The organism is Methyloversatilis sp. NSM2, from assembly GCF_038066675.1.
GTDB classification, from domain to species: Bacteria; Pseudomonadota; Gammaproteobacteria; order Burkholderiales; family Rhodocyclaceae; genus Methyloversatilis; species Methyloversatilis discipulorum_A.
Window position 1 is genome coordinate 904,244 of sequence record NZ_JBBUKV010000001.1, and the last position, 18,202, is coordinate 922,445.

The 18,202-nt window shown below is 67.9% G+C and carries 2 protein-coding genes; both read left to right on the top strand.

Annotation, left to right across the window (positions count from 1 at the left end; genetic code table 11):
- Positions 1–55: 55 nt before the first annotated feature.
- Positions 56–16,315, top strand: a complete 16,260-nt coding sequence (locus WJU27_RS04155; RefSeq protein ID WP_341421209.1) for a leukotoxin LktA family filamentous adhesin — start codon at positions 56–58, stop codon at positions 16,313–16,315.
- On the top strand, positions 16,312–18,009 hold the full coding sequence (locus tag WJU27_RS04160) for a ShlB/FhaC/HecB family hemolysin secretion/activation protein (protein WP_341421210.1): 1,698 nt from the start codon (positions 16,312–16,314) through the stop codon (positions 18,007–18,009). The genes WJU27_RS04155 and WJU27_RS04160 overlap by 4 nt, the downstream gene beginning before the upstream one ends.
- Positions 18,010–18,202: the final 193 nt, after the last annotated feature.

The window sequence follows — 18,202 nt, forward strand, 5'->3', positions numbered from 1 at the left end:
ATATTCCTACACGCGGACAGCATCCGCGGGCGGTGCAGCACTCAGGAGTCAGGTCATGAAAGCCACACAACGTCGCCGCAGCCAGCCCCGGTTGCGCACCCTGGTTGCCAATCTGCGCAACGGGCACGGACTGATGGTCGGAGTGGCAAGCCTGCCGCTGCTGATGTCGCCAGCGGCCTGGGCGCAGGCGATCCAGGCCGACGGCAGAACCCTGACCACGGTGACGACGGCCGGCGCGGTGACCGATGTGCGCACCGCAACGGTGTCCGGCAACACCGGTTTCAACTCCTTCAAGAGCTTCAGCGTCAACGCCGGCCACACGGCCAACCTGCACGTGCCCGGTGGCGCACTGAACCTGGTCAACATCGTGCGCGACACGCGCACCGACATCCACGGCACGCTGAACGCGATCCGCGACGGGCGCATCGGCGGCAACGTCTATTTCGCCAATCCGCATGGCTTCGTGGTCGGTGCAGGCGGCATCGTGAATGTCGGCGCGCTGTCGATGAGCACGCCGACGCAGGGCTTCGTCGACCGCTTCTTCACCGCGCCGGGCGTGGTCGACGCCGGCGCGCTGGCGCAGTTGCTGAACGGCACGGCACCGCTGTCGTCGGCGGCCATCCGCATCGACGGCCGCATCAACGCGATCGATGCGGTCGAACTGGCGGCCGGCACGGTAAGCGTCAAGGGGGCCGTGCTGACCGGCGCCCGCTTCGAAGGCCAGGCGCCCGATTTCACCGACGTGGTCAATGCGCAAGGGTTGGCGATCGGCAGCCGGGTGGTCGAGCGCTCCGGCCGCATATATATAGCGGCGGCGGACGACATCGAGATCGCCGGCACGCTGGACGCCCGTGGCGGCGCCGGCACCGACGGCGGCGACATCCGCCTGCGCGCCGGCCGCGACATCGTGGCCGACATCGACGCCATGGTGACGGCGGCCGGTGACGGTGAGGACTCAGACGGCGGCCGCATCGATTCGCTGGCGCAGCGCAATGCGGTCATCCGCAGCGGTGCGGTGATGGACGCCAGTGCGGGCACGCGCGGCGACGGCGGCTTCGTCGAGTTTTCGGCGAAGGACACGGTCGAGCTGGCCGGCGGTCAGTTCTATGCCGACGGCCGCGGCGGCGGTACGGCCGGCCTGGTGCTGATCGACCCGCTGAACATCGTACTGAGCCAGAACCTATTGCGCGGCGCCGCTGCCTACAGTGGTGTGCCGGGTGGCGCCGACAGTGGCGTCACCGTCAATGGTGCCAACCTGCTGCTGCAGGCGACCCACAGCATCACCGTCAACGACAACATCGTCGTGTCCAGCCGTCTGGTCGGCAGCGACCACGTGAATGGGGTGTCGACCGGACACTCCGGCAACATCACCTTCGAGGCACCGAACATCCTGCTCAAGTCGGGCAGCAAGGTGCTGGCGCACGGCGGCGGCAACTTCAACGGCGGCGACGTCACCTTCACCGCACACAAGGTGTCGTCGGTGAGCATCCTGGGCTACCGCGAAGCCAGCGCGTCGATCGAGCTGGACAACGCGACGGTGAAGGGCCGCAACGTGTCGATGACCGCGTCGACCGACGTGCAGAACCGCTGGGTCTTCGATGAAGGAAGTTTCGAGCAGAACGCCGCCAACTTCGCCACCGAAGGCGCCACCGGCCTGCTGGGCATCGGCGCCACGCTGCTCGGCCTGAACATCGTGCATTCGCAGGCGGTCGGCACCTCGACCATCACGCTGAAGGCCGGCTCGGTGGTCGAGGCGACGCAGGACCTCACGCTGCTCGTCGACAACCTCACCTCAGCAGGGGCGGCGCCCGACACCGGCATCAGTGGCCCGGGCACCCAGGTGAACACGCCGCTGGGTCTGGGCGCGCTGTATGCGCGCAACAGTTCCACCGCGACCGTGGACGTGAAGTCCGGCGCCACCGTGCGCGCCGCCAATCTCAGTGTGCGTGCCAACAACGACGCCACGCTGGAAGCGTCGGTCGAAGCGGCAGACCCGGGCGAGGATGCCAGCTCGCAGATGAGCTTTGCACTCGGCCTGACCTTTGCCGACGTGCGCGCGAACGCGACGGTCGAAGCCGGCGCCACCGTGCAGGTATCGGGCGACGTGACGGTGGCAGCGACCAACCGCAACACCTTCGCCAATTCGGTCACCGCCTCGCTCGGCAACGAAGGCAAGGCGGCCGCCGCGATCGCGGTCAGCCAGTTGTCGTCGGAGGCGAACGCCTCGCTGAATGCCAACGTGGCTGACGCGACCAAGGTGCAGGTGCTGGCGATCAACGACAACACCTCGAACGCCACCACGGCCGAGGCCAAGGTAGGCACCTCGCTGAACGACGCCATCCTCGACGCGGCGAAGGAGAAGGCCAAGCCGATCACCGACACCGGCGGCTTCATCGAGGAAAAACTGTGGGAGAAGCTGCTCGCCGGCGCCGAGACCGACCAGAAGGCGCAGAAGCCGCAATCGACCTCGCTGCGCGTCGGTGGCGCCATCGCCTGGGTGGACAGCGACGCTTCGGCCTCCGCGAGCATCGGCCCCAACGCCAACGTGCATGCGAGTGATCGCGCCGTCGTCGCCGCACGCACGCTGGGCTCGGACATCCAGGTGATGGCGGAGGCCTCCGCCATTTCGCAATCGAAGGACCGTGCCACCGGCAACACCGCTCGCAACACCTTCTCCGCCGGCATCGCCATCGGCAACTTCAGTCACGACGCGCTGGCCACCATAGGCCGCAGCGCCACGGTTACCGCACCGCGCATCGCGGTGGCGTCCGACGTCATCATCCCGGTGCGGGAATCGCTGATCACCGGCGGCAGCTTCACGCGCTGGGACGGCCTGTCCACGGTGAAGGACTGGTTCAATGACCTCACCGGCATCCTCGATGTGTTCAACGGCGCTTCGGCCGCCAAGTCGACGTCGGACAACTCGAACAACGCGATCTCGCTGTCGGGCTCGTTCAGCCTGCTGCAGTTCGATCATTCGGCGAAGACTGAGGTGCAGGAATCGGCGAAGCTGAACCTGACCGGCAACGCCAGCGGCGCCTGGACCGCAAGTTACGAAACCGTGGCCGACGACAGCTCGACCTCGGAAGACGAACAGGTACTGCAGGACTGGTCCTTCGGAGCGCCGGCCGACGTCAGCGCCAAGCGCGACGTGACGCTGCTCTTCCACGGCGGCCACTTCCTGCCTGGCGGCACCGGTGGCGGCAGCGGCAGCAAAGGCCTGGGCATGGCCTACACGCAGGAAATCCTGAATGGCGACAGCCTCGTGTTCGTGCGCGAAGGCGCCGCCATCCAGGGGGTGACCGAGAGCGTCAGCGGCAGCACCGCTGGCCAGCGCAGCTACACGGTCACCGGCACGCGCGCCACCGACGAGGTGAGCATTGCCGCCGAGGGCAAGGATCTGGTCATTTCGCTGGCGACGATCGCCGGCTACGGATCGAGCTTCGGCATCAACGGCTCGGTGTCCATCGTCGAGGTGACGAACAACACGCGGGCACTGGTCGACGATGAAGCCACGCTGCGCGCCGGCACGCTGTCGATCACCGCGCTCGACGAGCCGGTGCTGTGGTCCATCGCCGGTGGCTTCAACAAGTCGGAATCGGCCGGTGTCGGCCTGGGCATCGCCTACAACGGCGTCACCGGCACCACCGAGGCGCTGGTCGGCAACAACGACGGCGAAGCGCTGAACGAGGGCGACACGCGCAGCAGCCAGCGCAGCATCACGAATGCCGTCATCCAGTCTGGCGACGTGACGGTGGAGGCGCGCGCCAGTGGTCGCATGGAGGCGATCGCGGTGACCGGCGCGGTGGCGGTCAGCGGCAGCAGCAGCGAAAGCAGTTCGCAGGGCGGCTTCTTCGGCAGCATCAAGAGCAAGTACGAAGAGGTGCAGACCAAGATCGCCGGCATGGTCGAACTGAAGCCGACCTCGACCTCGAAGCAGGGCAATACCAGTAGCCAAGGCACGCAGTCCAAGCCCAGCTTCGGTCTGTCTGCCGCCGGCAGCGCTGCGGTCAACGACGTGACGCTGGTGACGCGCGCGAAGCTGTCCGGCGTGACGGTCGATCAGGCGGACGGGGGCAGCGCGGCCAAGCTGACCGTGCTCGGCGTGTCCGACCTCGACATCGTCACCGCCTCCGGTGCAGCCGCTTTCACCCGTGCCAACAACCCGAGTCAGAACAAGTCGGCCGCGGTCACCGGCAGCGTGTCGGTGAACATGATCGACAACACGGTCGAAGGCCTGGTCGAGAACGCCGACCTGAACGACACGCAGGACGTGACGGTGCAGGCGCTGGCCGGCGGCGAGCAGCTGTCGATCGCCATCGGTGTCGCGGCCAACGCGAGCAGCAACCAGAACCAGAGTTCGTACTCGCTGACCGGCTCGCTGTCGCTGTCCATCATCGACAACACGATACGTGCGGCGCTGAATTCGACCGATCTGACCGGCGCCGCCGGCAGCGGTCGCGCGCTCGACGTGACCGCCTACAACCGCATGTTCATCGGCACCGGCGGCGGCACGCTGGCGCTGGGTGGCAAGACCGGTGCGGGCGGCGCGGTCACCTATTCCGACGTCGCCAACGTCGTCACTGCCGAGATCGCCGGCGGCTCGGCGGTGAGCGGCGTCGACAGCGCGGCTGTGCGCGCCTTCAACGCCACCGAGATCGGCGCCGGCGCCGCGCACGGTCAGGCCTCGGCGTCGAACAACGCGAACTCGATAGGCGGCGCGGTCGTCATCACCGAGATCGACAACGACACGACGGCGCAGATCGTCGGCCTGTCCTCGGTCACCGCGACCGGCGCGGTCGATGTACTGGCGCAGGACCGCGGCGCCGATGCCGCACTCGAAGACACGATAGAGCCGGGCAATCAGCGCGAGAACACGGTCAAGGGCCTCGACTACTGCGGCCGCAGTGGCGCCGGCGCCACGCCCAGCGGCAACTGCATCACCTCGGTGGCCGGCATCCTGCAGGTCAACATCGGCAGCAACAGCAATGCGGTCGGCGCCTCGTTCAACTGGAGTTCGATCGACAACGATCTGACCGCCAAGGTCGAGGATTCGAAGGTCGACGTTACCGGCCCCGCCGGCCGGTTGAACGTGAAGGCGGAATCCGACGTGCTGATCACCTCGATCGCGGTCGGCGTAGGCGCGTCGAGCAAGGTGTCGGGTGTGGGCTCGGTGTCGGTCAATTTCATTGACAACGATCTGCTCGCGAACGTCAGCGCGCCGCAGGGCAACACCGCCTTCGACGACGTGTCGGCCGCCAGCGTCACGATAGAGGCCAAGGACCGCTCGCGCATCGACACGCTGGCCGGCGGTTTCTCGGCCAGCATGAACAGCGTGGCCATCGGCGCCTCGGTCGCCTATTCGGAGATCTTCAACACGGTGCAGGCGCAGATCGACCGCGCCCATGTCGACGCGGCCGGCACCCTGAGCCTGACCTCACTGTCGGACGCGCGCATCCGCAGCCTGTCGGTGGCCGGCGGGCTGGCGCTGGGCAGTTCGCCAGCGGTCAGCGCGTCGATTTCGGTGAATTTCATCGGCAACCGGACCGAATCGACGGTCGATGACGCGCTGCTGGAAGACAGCGGCGACGGCAACACCGTCACCGTCAGCGCGACCGACAGTTCGACCCTGCGGTCACTGGCCGGTGCGGTCGCCGTCGGCATCGGTGGCAGCGCGGTCGGCGGTGCCTTCGGCTACAACAAGATCGGCAATACGACGCTGGCCTCGATCGATGGCGCGACCGTGCGCAATGCGTCGGCGCTGAGCCTGACCGCGCTGGAAACGGCCACCATCGAAACGCTGGCGCTGGCCGCCGGCGGCGCGCAGGGCGTGGCGCTGTCCGGTTCGATCACGCTCAACCACATCGGCATGTATTCCGGCGACACCAATGCCGGTGGCGAAGGCGGCAACGTCACCACCGCCGAAATCGTCGGCAGCACGCTGGAGAACGTCGACAACGACTCGGCCATCACGCTGCAGGCCTCCGACACATCGACCATCAAGTCGCTGGCCGGTGCGGCCGCCTTCTCGGGCAACGCAGCGGTGGGCGGTGCGGTCGGCGACAACTGGGTGCGCAACACGGCGAAGGCGCGCGTACATGACAGCACCATCGGCGGCGCGGCGTCGCTGACGCTGACCGGCAGCAACACGGCGCTGATCGAATCCGGATCGGTCGCCGGCGCTGGCGCGGCCACCGGTGCCTTCGCCGGCTCGGCATCGAGCAATCGCACCGACAACAAGACGGTCGCCGAGATCACCGGCTCCGACATCAGCGGCGGCACCGCTGCGGTGTCGGTCAACGCGGTCGACAGCGCGCGCATCAATGCACTGGCCGGCGCGGTCGGCATCAGTGGCTCGGCCGGCGTCGGCGCCGCCATCGCGGTGAACAAGATCGCCAATTCGACGCACGCCACGGTGTCCGGCCTGAAGAGCAGCGGCTTCGACGTGACCAATCTGATCCTCAACGCCGATTCTCTGGCGACCATCAAGACCGCGGCAGTCGGCATTGGCGGTGGCGTCGATGTCGGCGTCGGCGGGTCGGTGGCGGTCAACCTGATCAACTCGGACACGCGTGCGGTGATCAAGGAGGGCGCCGACATCGAGGCGCGTGACAACGTCGCGGTGCTGGCCGAGTCGGACGACAAGATCACGGTGCTCGCCGGCGCGGCCGGTATCGGCATCACCGCTGCCGGCGTCGGCGCGTCGGCCACGGTGAACGAGATCGGCGGCGCGACCGAGGCGGCCATCCGCGGCAGTTCGGTGGCGGCGCGCGCGAAGCAGGGCAGCGGCGTCAGCGTGAATACCGGCGAGATCGGCGGCGTCAATCTGCGCGCCAGCATCGACCGGATGAACCAGAGCGGTGGCGGCTATTCTTCGTCCAACCCCTTCGTCGCCCCCGACCTCGTCGCGTCGCGCACACGCGAGAACGTGCGCGGCATCGCGGTCAATGCGACCTCGACCCACCAGACGACGACGGCGGTCGCCAACGTCGCGGGCGGCAGTTTCGCCGGCGTCGCGGCCACCGTGAGCATGAACATCATCGGCGGCGCAACCACCGCCACGGTGACCGACTCGGTACTCAATGGCGGCGACAACAGCGCGGCCAGCAACGCGCAGGCGGTCAGCATCAAGGCGGCCGACCATGCCTACGGCAACACCTTCATCGGTTCGATCGCGGTCGGCCTGGCCGGCGTCGGTGCTTCGGCTGACGTGAACGTGTTCGATCGCGACACGCGCGCCGGCGTCAGCGGCAGCACCAGTTCGGTCACTGCCAAGGGCGCGGCGACGGTGAAGGCGCGCTCCAGCCAGGGCGTGTCGTCCATCGTCGTCGGCGCCGCCGGCGGTGCGGTGGCGGTGGTCGGCAGCGGCTCGGTCGCCAAGTTCACCAGCACCACCGAAGCCTATTCGGACGACGCCGTCTGGCGCGTCGGCGCGCTCGACATCCGCGCCGACCACGACTCCGTTTTCCTGGTGGCCGGTGGCGGCCTCGCTGCAGGCGGTGTAGCCGGATCCGGCACCTTCGCGGTGGGCCTCGATACCAGCACGACCGAAGCGCGCGTCGACGGCGGCGGTATCGATGCTGACGGTCAGGTCAATGTGATGGCCGACAGCTCGACCGAAATGCGTACCTGGGCCATCGGCGGCGCCGGTGGCGGCGGGGCCGGCATTGCCGGTGCGGTGGCGGTCGGCATCATCGACAGCACGACCAGCGCCAAGGTGGTCGATAGCCGGGTCGGCAGCGCAGCGGACCGCAGCGGCGGACTGGCGGTGCAGGCGACCGACAGCGTGGTGACCGAAAGCCGCGCCGGCGTGGCCGCGGTCGGCGGCATCGGCGGTGCGGGTGCGGGTGCCTCGGTGACCAAGGTGGACAACACGACGACGGCCACCATCCAGGACAGCAATGTCCACGTCGACAACGACATCGCGGTCACCGCGCGCGCCGAGCGCAATCTGTCGAATGCGGCGGTCGCCGCGGCGGCCGGCGGCACCGTCGGCATCGGCGGTGCGGTCGCGGTCACGGTGATGAACGCCGGCCTGAGCGGCGATGCGTCGGGCGAGGCGGACAAGGACAACAATGGCACGCTGAGCAAGGCCAACGCCTTCTCCAGCGGTGACCAGCTCAAGACCGGCGATGACGACGGGAACATCAGCACGGGCAGCAACTTCTCGCAGTCGGACATCACGCGCATCAATGCCAGCGGCAAGGTCGCGGCCAAGGCCGACGTCAATGCCGCGCCGGATGGCTCGACCCGTGCGACGGTGGTCGACACGGCGAACACCGCCGCAAACACGCTGCGCGCCGGCGGCAATATCCGCATCACGGCGTCCGAGAAGGACAAGGTGGACGTGCTGGTCGGTGGCGGGGCGCTGGGCGGCATCGCCGGCGTCGGTGCAGCGGTCGGCGTGCTGAATGTGCGCCACGACGTGCGCGCGACCACCGACGGCGCGATCACGCTGCGTGCCGATACGGGCGACATCGAGCTCGACGCCAGCACCGGACGGCTGGAGGCGGGTACGGCGGCCGTGAACGTGAAGAGCTATCAGGCGGCAGGTGGCCTTGTCGGCGTCGGCGCCGCGGTCGCGACGGCCGATCTGGCCAATACCGTCGTCGCCAAGCTGGGTGATGGCACCCAGGCGACGGTCGGCAGCGCGGCCGGTGACGTGCGCGTGCTCGCAGGTGACGCGATGGACGCCAGCGCGCACGCCGAGGGCTACGCGGTGGGCGTGGTCGCGGCCGGCATCGTCATCGCGCGTGCCGATAAGGCAGGTAGCAGTACGGCGCAGATAGGCGAGGCAGACAGCACGACTCAGGCGGCGGCGACCTCGGTCACCTTGGGCGGGGGCGCGCTGGCGGTCGAGTCGACGCGCGGCGACGCCGTCAGTGCCAGTTCGAAAGCCGGCTCCGGTGGCGTGGCAGCCGGTTCCGGATCGGAAGCGACGGCCAGCGCCACCGGTGCAGCGCGGGCGGCCATCGCCGACCGGGTGACGGTCAATGCGCCGGGTTCGGCGATTTCCGTTGCCGCACGCAGCACGCCGAAAGTCAGTGCGGTTTCGCGCGGCTACAACGGCTCGCTGGCGGTGTCGATCGGCGTGTCGCTGGCGGAAGCAACGGCGGCCACCCAGTCCTACGCGACGATGGGACGCAACAACAGCATCACCGCCGGCAGCCTGTCGCTGAACGCCGCGACGCTGTTGCCGACGCTGGGCGAAACGGCCTACTCGTACGCGAACGCCACCGGCGGCTCGCTGCTGGTCGGCGCCAATGGCAGCGACTCCTGGGCCGGCAGTACGTCGCTGGTGAACGCGACGGTGGGTGGCAGCAACAGCTTCGCCATCAGCGGCAGTACCAGCCTGACCGCGTCGAACCAGACGCGCCAGACGGCGGAAACCAGCGGCGTCACGATAGGCGGTCTGCTGGCCATCGGCGCCAACCTGGCGTCGGCGAGTGCCGGCTCGGTCACGCTGGCGTCGATCGACAATGGCAACACGGGCAGCGTCGGTTCGGCACTGTCGGTGCTGGCCACCGGACACGACCAGACCTACGCCGATGCCGAAGCCGGCTCCGGCGGCATCATCGCCGGCGCGGCGGCGGTCGCTTCGACGCGCAACCTGTCCAACACCCAGGCGCTGCTCGGCGGCGGCACCTCGACAACGGCGCTGAGCACCGCAACCAACGGTCGCATGGAGGTGCGCGCCGATCACGTCGCCACCTTCAATTCGCGCGTCGACTCGCTGTCCGCCGGTGTCGTCGGTGCCAGCGGTGCGCAGGCGCGCAACGACATCGACGCGCGCGTGGTGGCCGGCATCAAGGCCGGTGCCAATCTGCGCACCTGGGATCTCGACGTCTATGCGCTGAACCAGACACGCAAGCCCTGGCTCAGCGAGTTCAACGTATTCGCCGGTGCCGGCGGCCTGGCCGGCGGCGCTGCCGGTTCCAGCGAAACGACGGTGGACAACATCACGCTGGTCGAGGTGGGCGACGGCGCTCGCGTGCGCGTGCTCGGCGACGAGGACGCCCCCGGCCGCACCAACTTCAACGCGGTGTCCGACGTGATGCTGCGCGATCGCGCCAAGCTGGAGGCCGGCGGCGCGATCAGCGCCGCCGACGCCGAGGCCAAGGCGTGGCTGAACGCCACGCCGCTGACGCCATCGGCGGACGACATCGGCCGGACCGAAGCGCGCGTCGGCAACAACGTGGTGATCGACACCGTCGGCAACTTCAACCTGGCGGCGCGCGATGTGGCCGACGTCGAGGTGCGCGCCAATTCCAAGACCTGGGGTCTGGCCGCCTATGCCGACGGCTACTCGCTGTCCGACCTGCGTGTCCGTTCGCGGGCCTCTGTCGGCGGCGGCAGCGACATCCGTGCGGATGGCTTCATCAACATTGGCGCCGGGCGTGATGCCAATGGCGCGCGCAACACTTTTTCGACGGTTGCGACCGCCGACCTCTACAACAACGCGGCGGTACCGATCTCCAGTTCGGACTGGGGCGCCGACGCGTTGCTGAACCAGGACAACCAGATCACCATCGCCGGTACGCTGCGCAGTGTGAAGGACGTGAACCTGAGCGCCGACAAGGGCTTCGGTCACCGCGTCGACGGTCAGGGCGTGGCGCGCGACCTGTACAGCCAGGCCGCCAGTGCGATCGCCAGCGGGGTGAGCAATCTGTTCGGCGGCGGCGACGTGTCGATCGAACAGAACAGCGGCCGCAGCATCGAACAGTCGCGTGCCGGCGTGTCGGTGAGCGGTCTGGTCGATGCCGGCATCCAGAACCAGCAGCTGATGACGATCAACGAAAGCGGCAGCGGCGCGCCGACGCTGACGCTCAGTGTGCAGGTGCCGCGCGAGGGACAGGGGGCGGAGTGCCGTACTCCGGGCACCGCCGGCTGCACCTATGACACGGTGACCAAGCAGTACTGGATCACCCGCTCGGACGGCATGGAACTGCCGACGCTGAGCGTGGAGAACCTGCAGGACAACCTGCGCACGCGCATCAACGCGCTGAAGGAGATCCGCGGCAACTACCAGGGCACGACCAGCACCGGCGGCGATGCCAGCAACCCGGAAACGGTGGCTGCACTGACCGCGGAAATCAATTTCCTCGAACAGCAGATGGCCGACCTGTTCCCGGCCGGTGGCGCCAACGCATCGATCGCCAACGCGGCCTTCATCGTGATGCCCGAGGTCGACGCGCGTGGCGGCAACATCAACGTGATCGGCGACAACCTCGCCGGCAACGGTCGCCTCAATGCGCGCGGCGAAGCGAAGATCGAGATCATCAACAACAGTTCGGCCTTCCTGCGGACCGATGAACTGATCATTCCGGAGGACGCGACCGGCCGCCTCACGCTGAACGGCGTCGCCATCCTGAACACGCCGGGCAGCAACCCGACCACCGGGCAGATCAACGCCGCGCTGAACGATCGCAACCAGGGCGGCACGGCCGCCTTCGCCAGCATCGGCATCGCACCAAACTCGCCGGCGCCGTCGATCACGGTGCGCAACACCTATGTTCCGGCCGACGGCGATACGCGCGCACCGGATATCGAGGTGGTGGGCAACATCAGCAACCTGCTCGGATCGGTGACGCTGGAGAGCGAGCGCGGCAGCGTGCTGGTGCAGCCGAAGGACCCGCTGAACCCGCTGACCGCACCCAATATCCAGGCGGCGGACATCAATATCACCGCCGGTCGCGACTTCGTGTTCAGCTCACCGTCGGCCTTCTATCACACGGCCGGCAACCCGCGCGACATGTGGGGCGGCACGCGCACGCCGAGTGGCAACAGCGGCGGTCTGGCCAACAATTTCGAGGACGGCACCGCGTCGTCCGGCTCCAGTACGGAAGCACGCAACGGCACCGGCGGCCCGACCATCGCCGGCAACAACATCTTCATCAGCGCGCGCTACCTGAACATCAACGGCCTGCTGCAGAGCGGGCTGCCGGACCGCAACATCGTCATCGGCGACAGCGCGCGGGTGAACCTGAACATCGGTCCCTACAAGACGGCAACGACGCTGGCAGAGGCAAAATCCAACTACGACGCGCTGGTGGCGGCGGGGATGAAACCGTCCGATCCGCGCTTCCGCATCAGCAACACCGAAGGCAACATCGTGGCCTTCTTCAATGCGGAACTGAACCGCGTCGAGCTGGAACCGGTGAAGGTCGAGGGGGGCAAGCTTGAGCTGCTGGGCGAGATACTGAACACCGGCGGTGGCCGCATCGCGGCGATGGACGGCTACGGCCGCTTCAACATCGACAACCGCAGCGGCTACGACATCGTGATCACTGGCCTCGACACCGGCAACGACATCGAAGGCAAGGTGCGCATCACCGATTACCTGCGTCGCTGGGATCCGCTGGCCAACGGCGGCCAGGGCGCCATCGTCACCAACGCGTCGCAATCCAGCACGCAGACGCTGGCCTATTACAACAGCCTGACGCCGGTGACGCGCGAGGTCACGCGTCTGGGCAACGCCGTCAAGACACGCGACCTCATCACCACCACCGATGCCCAGAACAAGCTGAAGGAGGTCGAGGTCGAGCACTACGACGACGTGGCCGGTCGCAACACGGGATACTCGCCGGTGACCGGACAGACCTATACCTGGGTCACCGGTCAGCGCAACACGACGAACACCTACTCGCGGTACGAGAAGGAAACCAAGTTCTGGTTCTTCCCCGGCAGCTGGTCTCTGGCCGATCGCACCGCCTACCGCACCTGGGACGATCCGACGCCGCTGTCCGAGGGCGAGTACACGAAGATCGACACCGGCATGGGCAGCACGACCTACCGCTACCAGCGGCGCGACGTGACCACCGACTTCCGCTCCTGGGACCGCGAGGATTCCGAGTGCTCGGCCTTCCTCTGCATCTGGAAGTGGCATACCTACGAGGTGTGGACCGAAACCGGCTCCAAGCGCTACAACACGCACACGGTGAAGGCCGATCACTCTATCCCGATCAACTTCATCGGTTACGACAGCGGCCAGGTCGACATCCGCAGCCGCGCCGACATCATCTTCGCCGGCAGCCTGACCAACCGCACCGGTACGACGACGGTGGACGCCACCGCCGGCAACGGTCTGCCGGGGGGCGCCATCACGGCGGAAAGCGTGCGCGGCGTCATCACCGCGCAGAACCTGACCCTGCGTGCCGCCGACGGCATCGGCAACACACTCGCGCCGATGCAGATCGACATGCTGGGTAACGGCGCGGTGACTGCCATCAGCGCGCGCGGCGACATCGGCCTGCGCGAAATGAGTGGCGACATGCGGGTGAGCGAGGTGCGCACCGACAACAGCGGCCGCGTGTTCCTGCAGGCCGACCGCGACATCGTTGCGGCCGGCAGCGGCAACGCGGTACGCGTGCAGGGCGGCGGCGTCGAGCTGATCTCCAGCTCGGGCCAGATCGGCACCGACGCGCAGGCGCTCGTGGTGCAGACCCAGGCCACGCCGCAGGGCGGTCTGCGCGCTACCGCCAGCGGCGACATCCATCTGATGCAGCCGGACGGCGACATGCAGCTCGACAAGATCGAGTCGCAATCGGGCGACGTGACGCTCACCGCGCTCGGCGGTCGCATCACCGACGGCAACCGCAACGAAACCCGCGATACGCGTGCCGAAGCCGAACTCGATGCGCTGTGGAATGATCTGCGCCTGCGCGAATCGGACGGCGCCGCCGACAGTCTGGCCGACGCGCTGAAGGGCCACCGCTCGCAGATCAGCCGCGAGTACCAGGAGTACTGGTCGCTGCGCAACGTCGAACTGATCGAGGATCCGCAGAACGCCGGCACCTTCGTCTATCGCGCCGACAGCTACAACGCGGCCAGCGCATCGACGCGGCTGCGTACGCTGCACGACAAGCTGAGCGGACTTGGCATCTCGCTCGGGAGCACGGGTGCCAGCTACGACAGCAACTTCAGCTACGTCGGCTCGGCCGCGACCGATAGCGTCATCGCCGGCATGTCCGACGGTACCCATGTGTGGACCGACAACCAGGTGCGCTACGGCGTCAGCGCAGCGATCTACAACAAGTCCACGTCGGACACCGAAACGCGCGTCGAACAGCCCAATGTGGTCGGCCGCCACATCGTGCTGAACGCCAACAGCGCCAATGGCGGCGTCGGCCGCGACGAAGGCCAGTTCACCGTCAGCATCGCCAGTCTGACCGCGCTCACGCCGGATCAGCGCCGCGCGCTGTCGGCGGCCGAGGCTGACGACGTGGCCATCGACACGGTGGCCAAGACCGCCACCGTGCTCAAGCGCGACGACGTCGATATCGCCACCACGGCGGGTGGCTCGGTCACCGTCAACGCGCGCGGCCACGTCTTCCTCGGCGCAGACGACTACGACCGCAACGGCACCGTGCTGCCGGGCGACATCAATCTGGTGTCGCTGGATGCGACCGGCGGCGGCGTCGACTTCAGCAAGACGATACGGCTCAAGGTGTCCGGTGGCATCGTCGATGCCAGCACGACGAACGCGCCGAACCTGCGCGGCGGCAGCACCATCATCGAAGCGGGCAGCGGCAGCATAGGCAGTGCAGCCAGGCCGATCACCCTCGATCTGGGCGAGGCGGCGACACTGACCGCGCGCGCCTCGACCGGCATCTGGCTGAACGAGATGAGCGGTCCGATGCGGGTGGCCGAAATGTTCGCCGGCAGCGGTGGTATCCACCTCAGCAGTGCCGGCAGCATCCTGAGTGCCAGTGGCGCGCAGCGCGCGGTGGCGATGCAGACGGCGGCCGGCGACATCGACCTGGTGGCGCTCGGCGGCAGCATCGGTGCTGACGGCCAGCCGCTGCTGATCGCGCAGGATGCGGGCGGGCTGGTCAATGCGCAGGCCAGCGGCGACGTGCATCTGTCCGGCACGCGGGCGGTCGAACCCGGCCTGTCGCCGGCGCTGACTATCGGCTCCGTCAGTGCCGGTGGTTCGATGTCGCTCGCCGCACCGGTCGGCGATCTGCGTCAGACCGGCGACGCCGAGGCAGCGGGCGATATCGCGGTGCAGGCAGGGCGTTACCTGATGGACGACGGCACTGTGCTGCGCGCCGACAGCGGCACCATCGACATCGAGGCCACCGGCGACGTCGTGGTCGGTCGCATCGAGGCGACGAACAACGCGACTGCCGACGCCATCCGCATCACCACCGGTAGCCGCATTCTCGATGGCGGTGACATCGGCACCTGGGATCTGGTCGCTGCCACGCCCGGTGCCGGCGTCACGCTGGACGCCGCCGGCGGCGTCGGCAACGCAAGCTGGAACAATGGCTCTCCGCGTCCGATAGCGGATGCGCTGGAAACCGACATCGCGAAGATCGACGCCATCAGCACTGCCGGCGGCGTGCATATCGACGAGCGCGACGACATCGAGATCGGCCGCATCGAGGTTCGCGACGACGCCTGGGTACGTGCCGCCGGCGACATCGCCAACGGCACGGTGTATGCATCGCACGGCAATATCGATCTGCTGTCCGGCGGCAGGGTGACCGTGGTCGACGCGACGGCGGACCTGGGCAGCACGACGGTGATCGCCGAGGACGACATCCTGATGGATGCGGTCACCGCCGGCAACGGCGTGACGCTGGAGTCGAACAACGGCAGCGTCAGCGTGTCGCGCATCACCGGCGACATCCTGTCGCTGTCGGCGAAGAAGGATCTGAACCTCGGCACGCTGAGCGTCGGCCGCTCGCTGTACTTCAACTCGGAGTCGGTCACTGCCCGCATCCTGCATACCCGCAACGACGCACCGCTGGCGATGCGTGCGGTCGGCCGTGGCGGCGTGCCGGCGCGCTGGGTCGATCTGACCATCAACAGCGAAATCGGCGTGCGTTTCGATCGCTTCAGCGCACTCGATGCCGAAGTGACGATGGAACGCGGCTTCCTGCGCATCGACCAGGGCCGCATCGAGAACCGTGCGCGCTTCATCAACCCGGTCAGCAACATCTACATGGACAACCTGACCACGGTGGTCGAGCCGGCCGACGTGCAACTGCATCATCCTGGCAAGGTGTTCGGCAACATGCTGCTCGACGACTGGCTGCTGGTGACCGACCCCTACGTCGTGATGCGCGATCCGCTGCACGAGGTCGTGATGAACACCGTGCTCGACTACAGCGGCCGCGAGCAGTCGCGAGAACTCATCGTCACCCGCGTCAATACGCCGGACAAGCAGTCGGCTGCGGGCCAGGTGCCGCAGATCGCATCGGTATCGATCAACGTGCCGCTCGACATCCCGGCCGTGAATTCCGGCGAGGAAGAGAGCGAAGAAGAAGCCGAGGCCCGCCGTCGGGCCGAAGAGGAGGTTGTCGAGTGAGTCGTGCTCAAGGTCGTACGAAGGTGGGGCAGGGCGCAGCGTGCGCACTGGTGTCGGCGTGCTGCGTGCTGCTGTCACAGCCGGTCGGTGCGCAGGCAGTACCGCAGATTCCGGCAGCCGCCGATCCGGGCGTGATCCAGGAGCGCTCGCGCGACATCGAACGACGACTGCGCGAAGAGCGCGAACGACGGCCTGATGACACGCCCACCATCGACGACGACGCGCTGAAGCCGGTGCCGGTCAAGCCGGCTGCCGGTGCGCGTTTCATGCTCAAGCGCATCGATTTCACCCGCTCCGAACTGCTGGACGAGTCCATGCTGCGCGAGCTGGCGGCGGGCCTCGAAGGGCGCGAGGTCACGCTGGGCGAGGTGCAGGAACTGGTCGACCGCATCAACGCGCTGTACCGCGAACGGGGCGTGCCGACCGCGCAGGCGGTGCTGCCGGCGCAGGAGGTGGCCGACGGTGCGATCACCATCAAGCTGGTCGAGGGCCGCGTCGGCAAGGTGGTGATGAGCGGCAACGACAGCACTTCGGAGGCCTTCATCCGCGAGCGTCTCGGCCAGAAACCGGGCGAACTGGCGGACGTCGCCGCGCTCGAGCGCAGCATGATGCGCTTCAACCGCACCCAGGACGTGCAACTGCGGGCCGAGCTGAAGCCGGGCGCGAAGTTCGGCGAGACCGATTTCGCGCTGTCGGTGAAGGAACCGCCGAAGCACGAAATGCGGCTGTTCGCCGACAGCAGCGGCAGCCAGGCGACCGGCGTCTATCGTGTCGGCGCCTTCTACCAGAACCGCAGCCTGCTGGGTTTCCGCGATGCGCTGGGCGTCACGCTGGTTGGCGCCGACGGGCACGAGGGCAGGGCCGTGTCGTACAGCTTCCCGCTCGGTACGCTGGGGACGCGGCTGACGCTGTCATGGTTCAACGACCATACGCGCATCATCGACGGTCCTTTCCGGCCGCTGCGCATCCGCGGCGAGTCGACGGCGTGGACCGCGCTGCTGCGGCATCCGGTGCTGATCGGTGGCAACTACCAGCTCGACCTGCTGGGCGGCGCAAAGAAGCGCAAGACCGAGAGCTGGATTTCCGGACGGCTGTTCCAATCAACCGATATCGACGACCTGTCGCTCGGCGTCGACGGCCAGTGGTGGGAAAAGGACCGCATCTGGACCGGCTCGCTGACCTATTCGAACGGCAAGGCCGACCCGATCGACGACATCGTCAGCACATCGTTCTCGATCTGGCGAGGTTCGCTACGCCGCGTCCAGGATCTGTCGGACGGCTGGTCGGTGCAGAGCAACCTTGCCTTCCAGTACACGCGTGACGAGAACCTCACGTCGAGCGAGCAGTTCCTGATCGGCGGCGACAACAGCGTGCGCGGCTACCAGACCGGCCTGTTCAGCGGCGACAAGGGTCTCGCCGCGTCGATCGAACTGCACCACCCGTTGCCGCAGCCGCCGGTGGCGCCGGTGCGCACGGCCGGCTTCCTCTTCCTCGACTACGGCGCAACCCAGCCTTTCCGTCCGGTCGGTTCGACGCGCGGCACCGACACGCTGGCCAGCTACGGCTGGGGCGTGAACGCCAACATCAACGATCGCGTGTCAGCCCGCCTCACGCTCGGCCTGCCCATTCGCGACCGCGTGCAGGATCCGCGCAACTACTACGTGCACTTCCAGATCGTCGCGCAGCTGTTCTGAGCGACGGCGCACGCGCTCTCCGGACGGTGCGCCCGAGCGGCGACTCCGTCGCGGCCAAGGCCGCTCCCACATGCGGTGCATGAGATCCGCGACCTGAGCCTGGGCCGGGGTTCTGTGGGAGGGGTCTTCTGAGCCCGACTGCAGTCTGAATCGAAGCGGGCAGACCGCGGCGGCCGCGTCGCGGCCGAGGCCA

Bases quoted from the DNA above. Each gene is read 5' to 3' on its own strand.
- WJU27_RS04155 (WP_341421209.1), top strand. From the start codon at position 56: ATGAAAGCCACACAACGTCGCCGCAGCCAGCCCCGGTTGCGCACCCTG.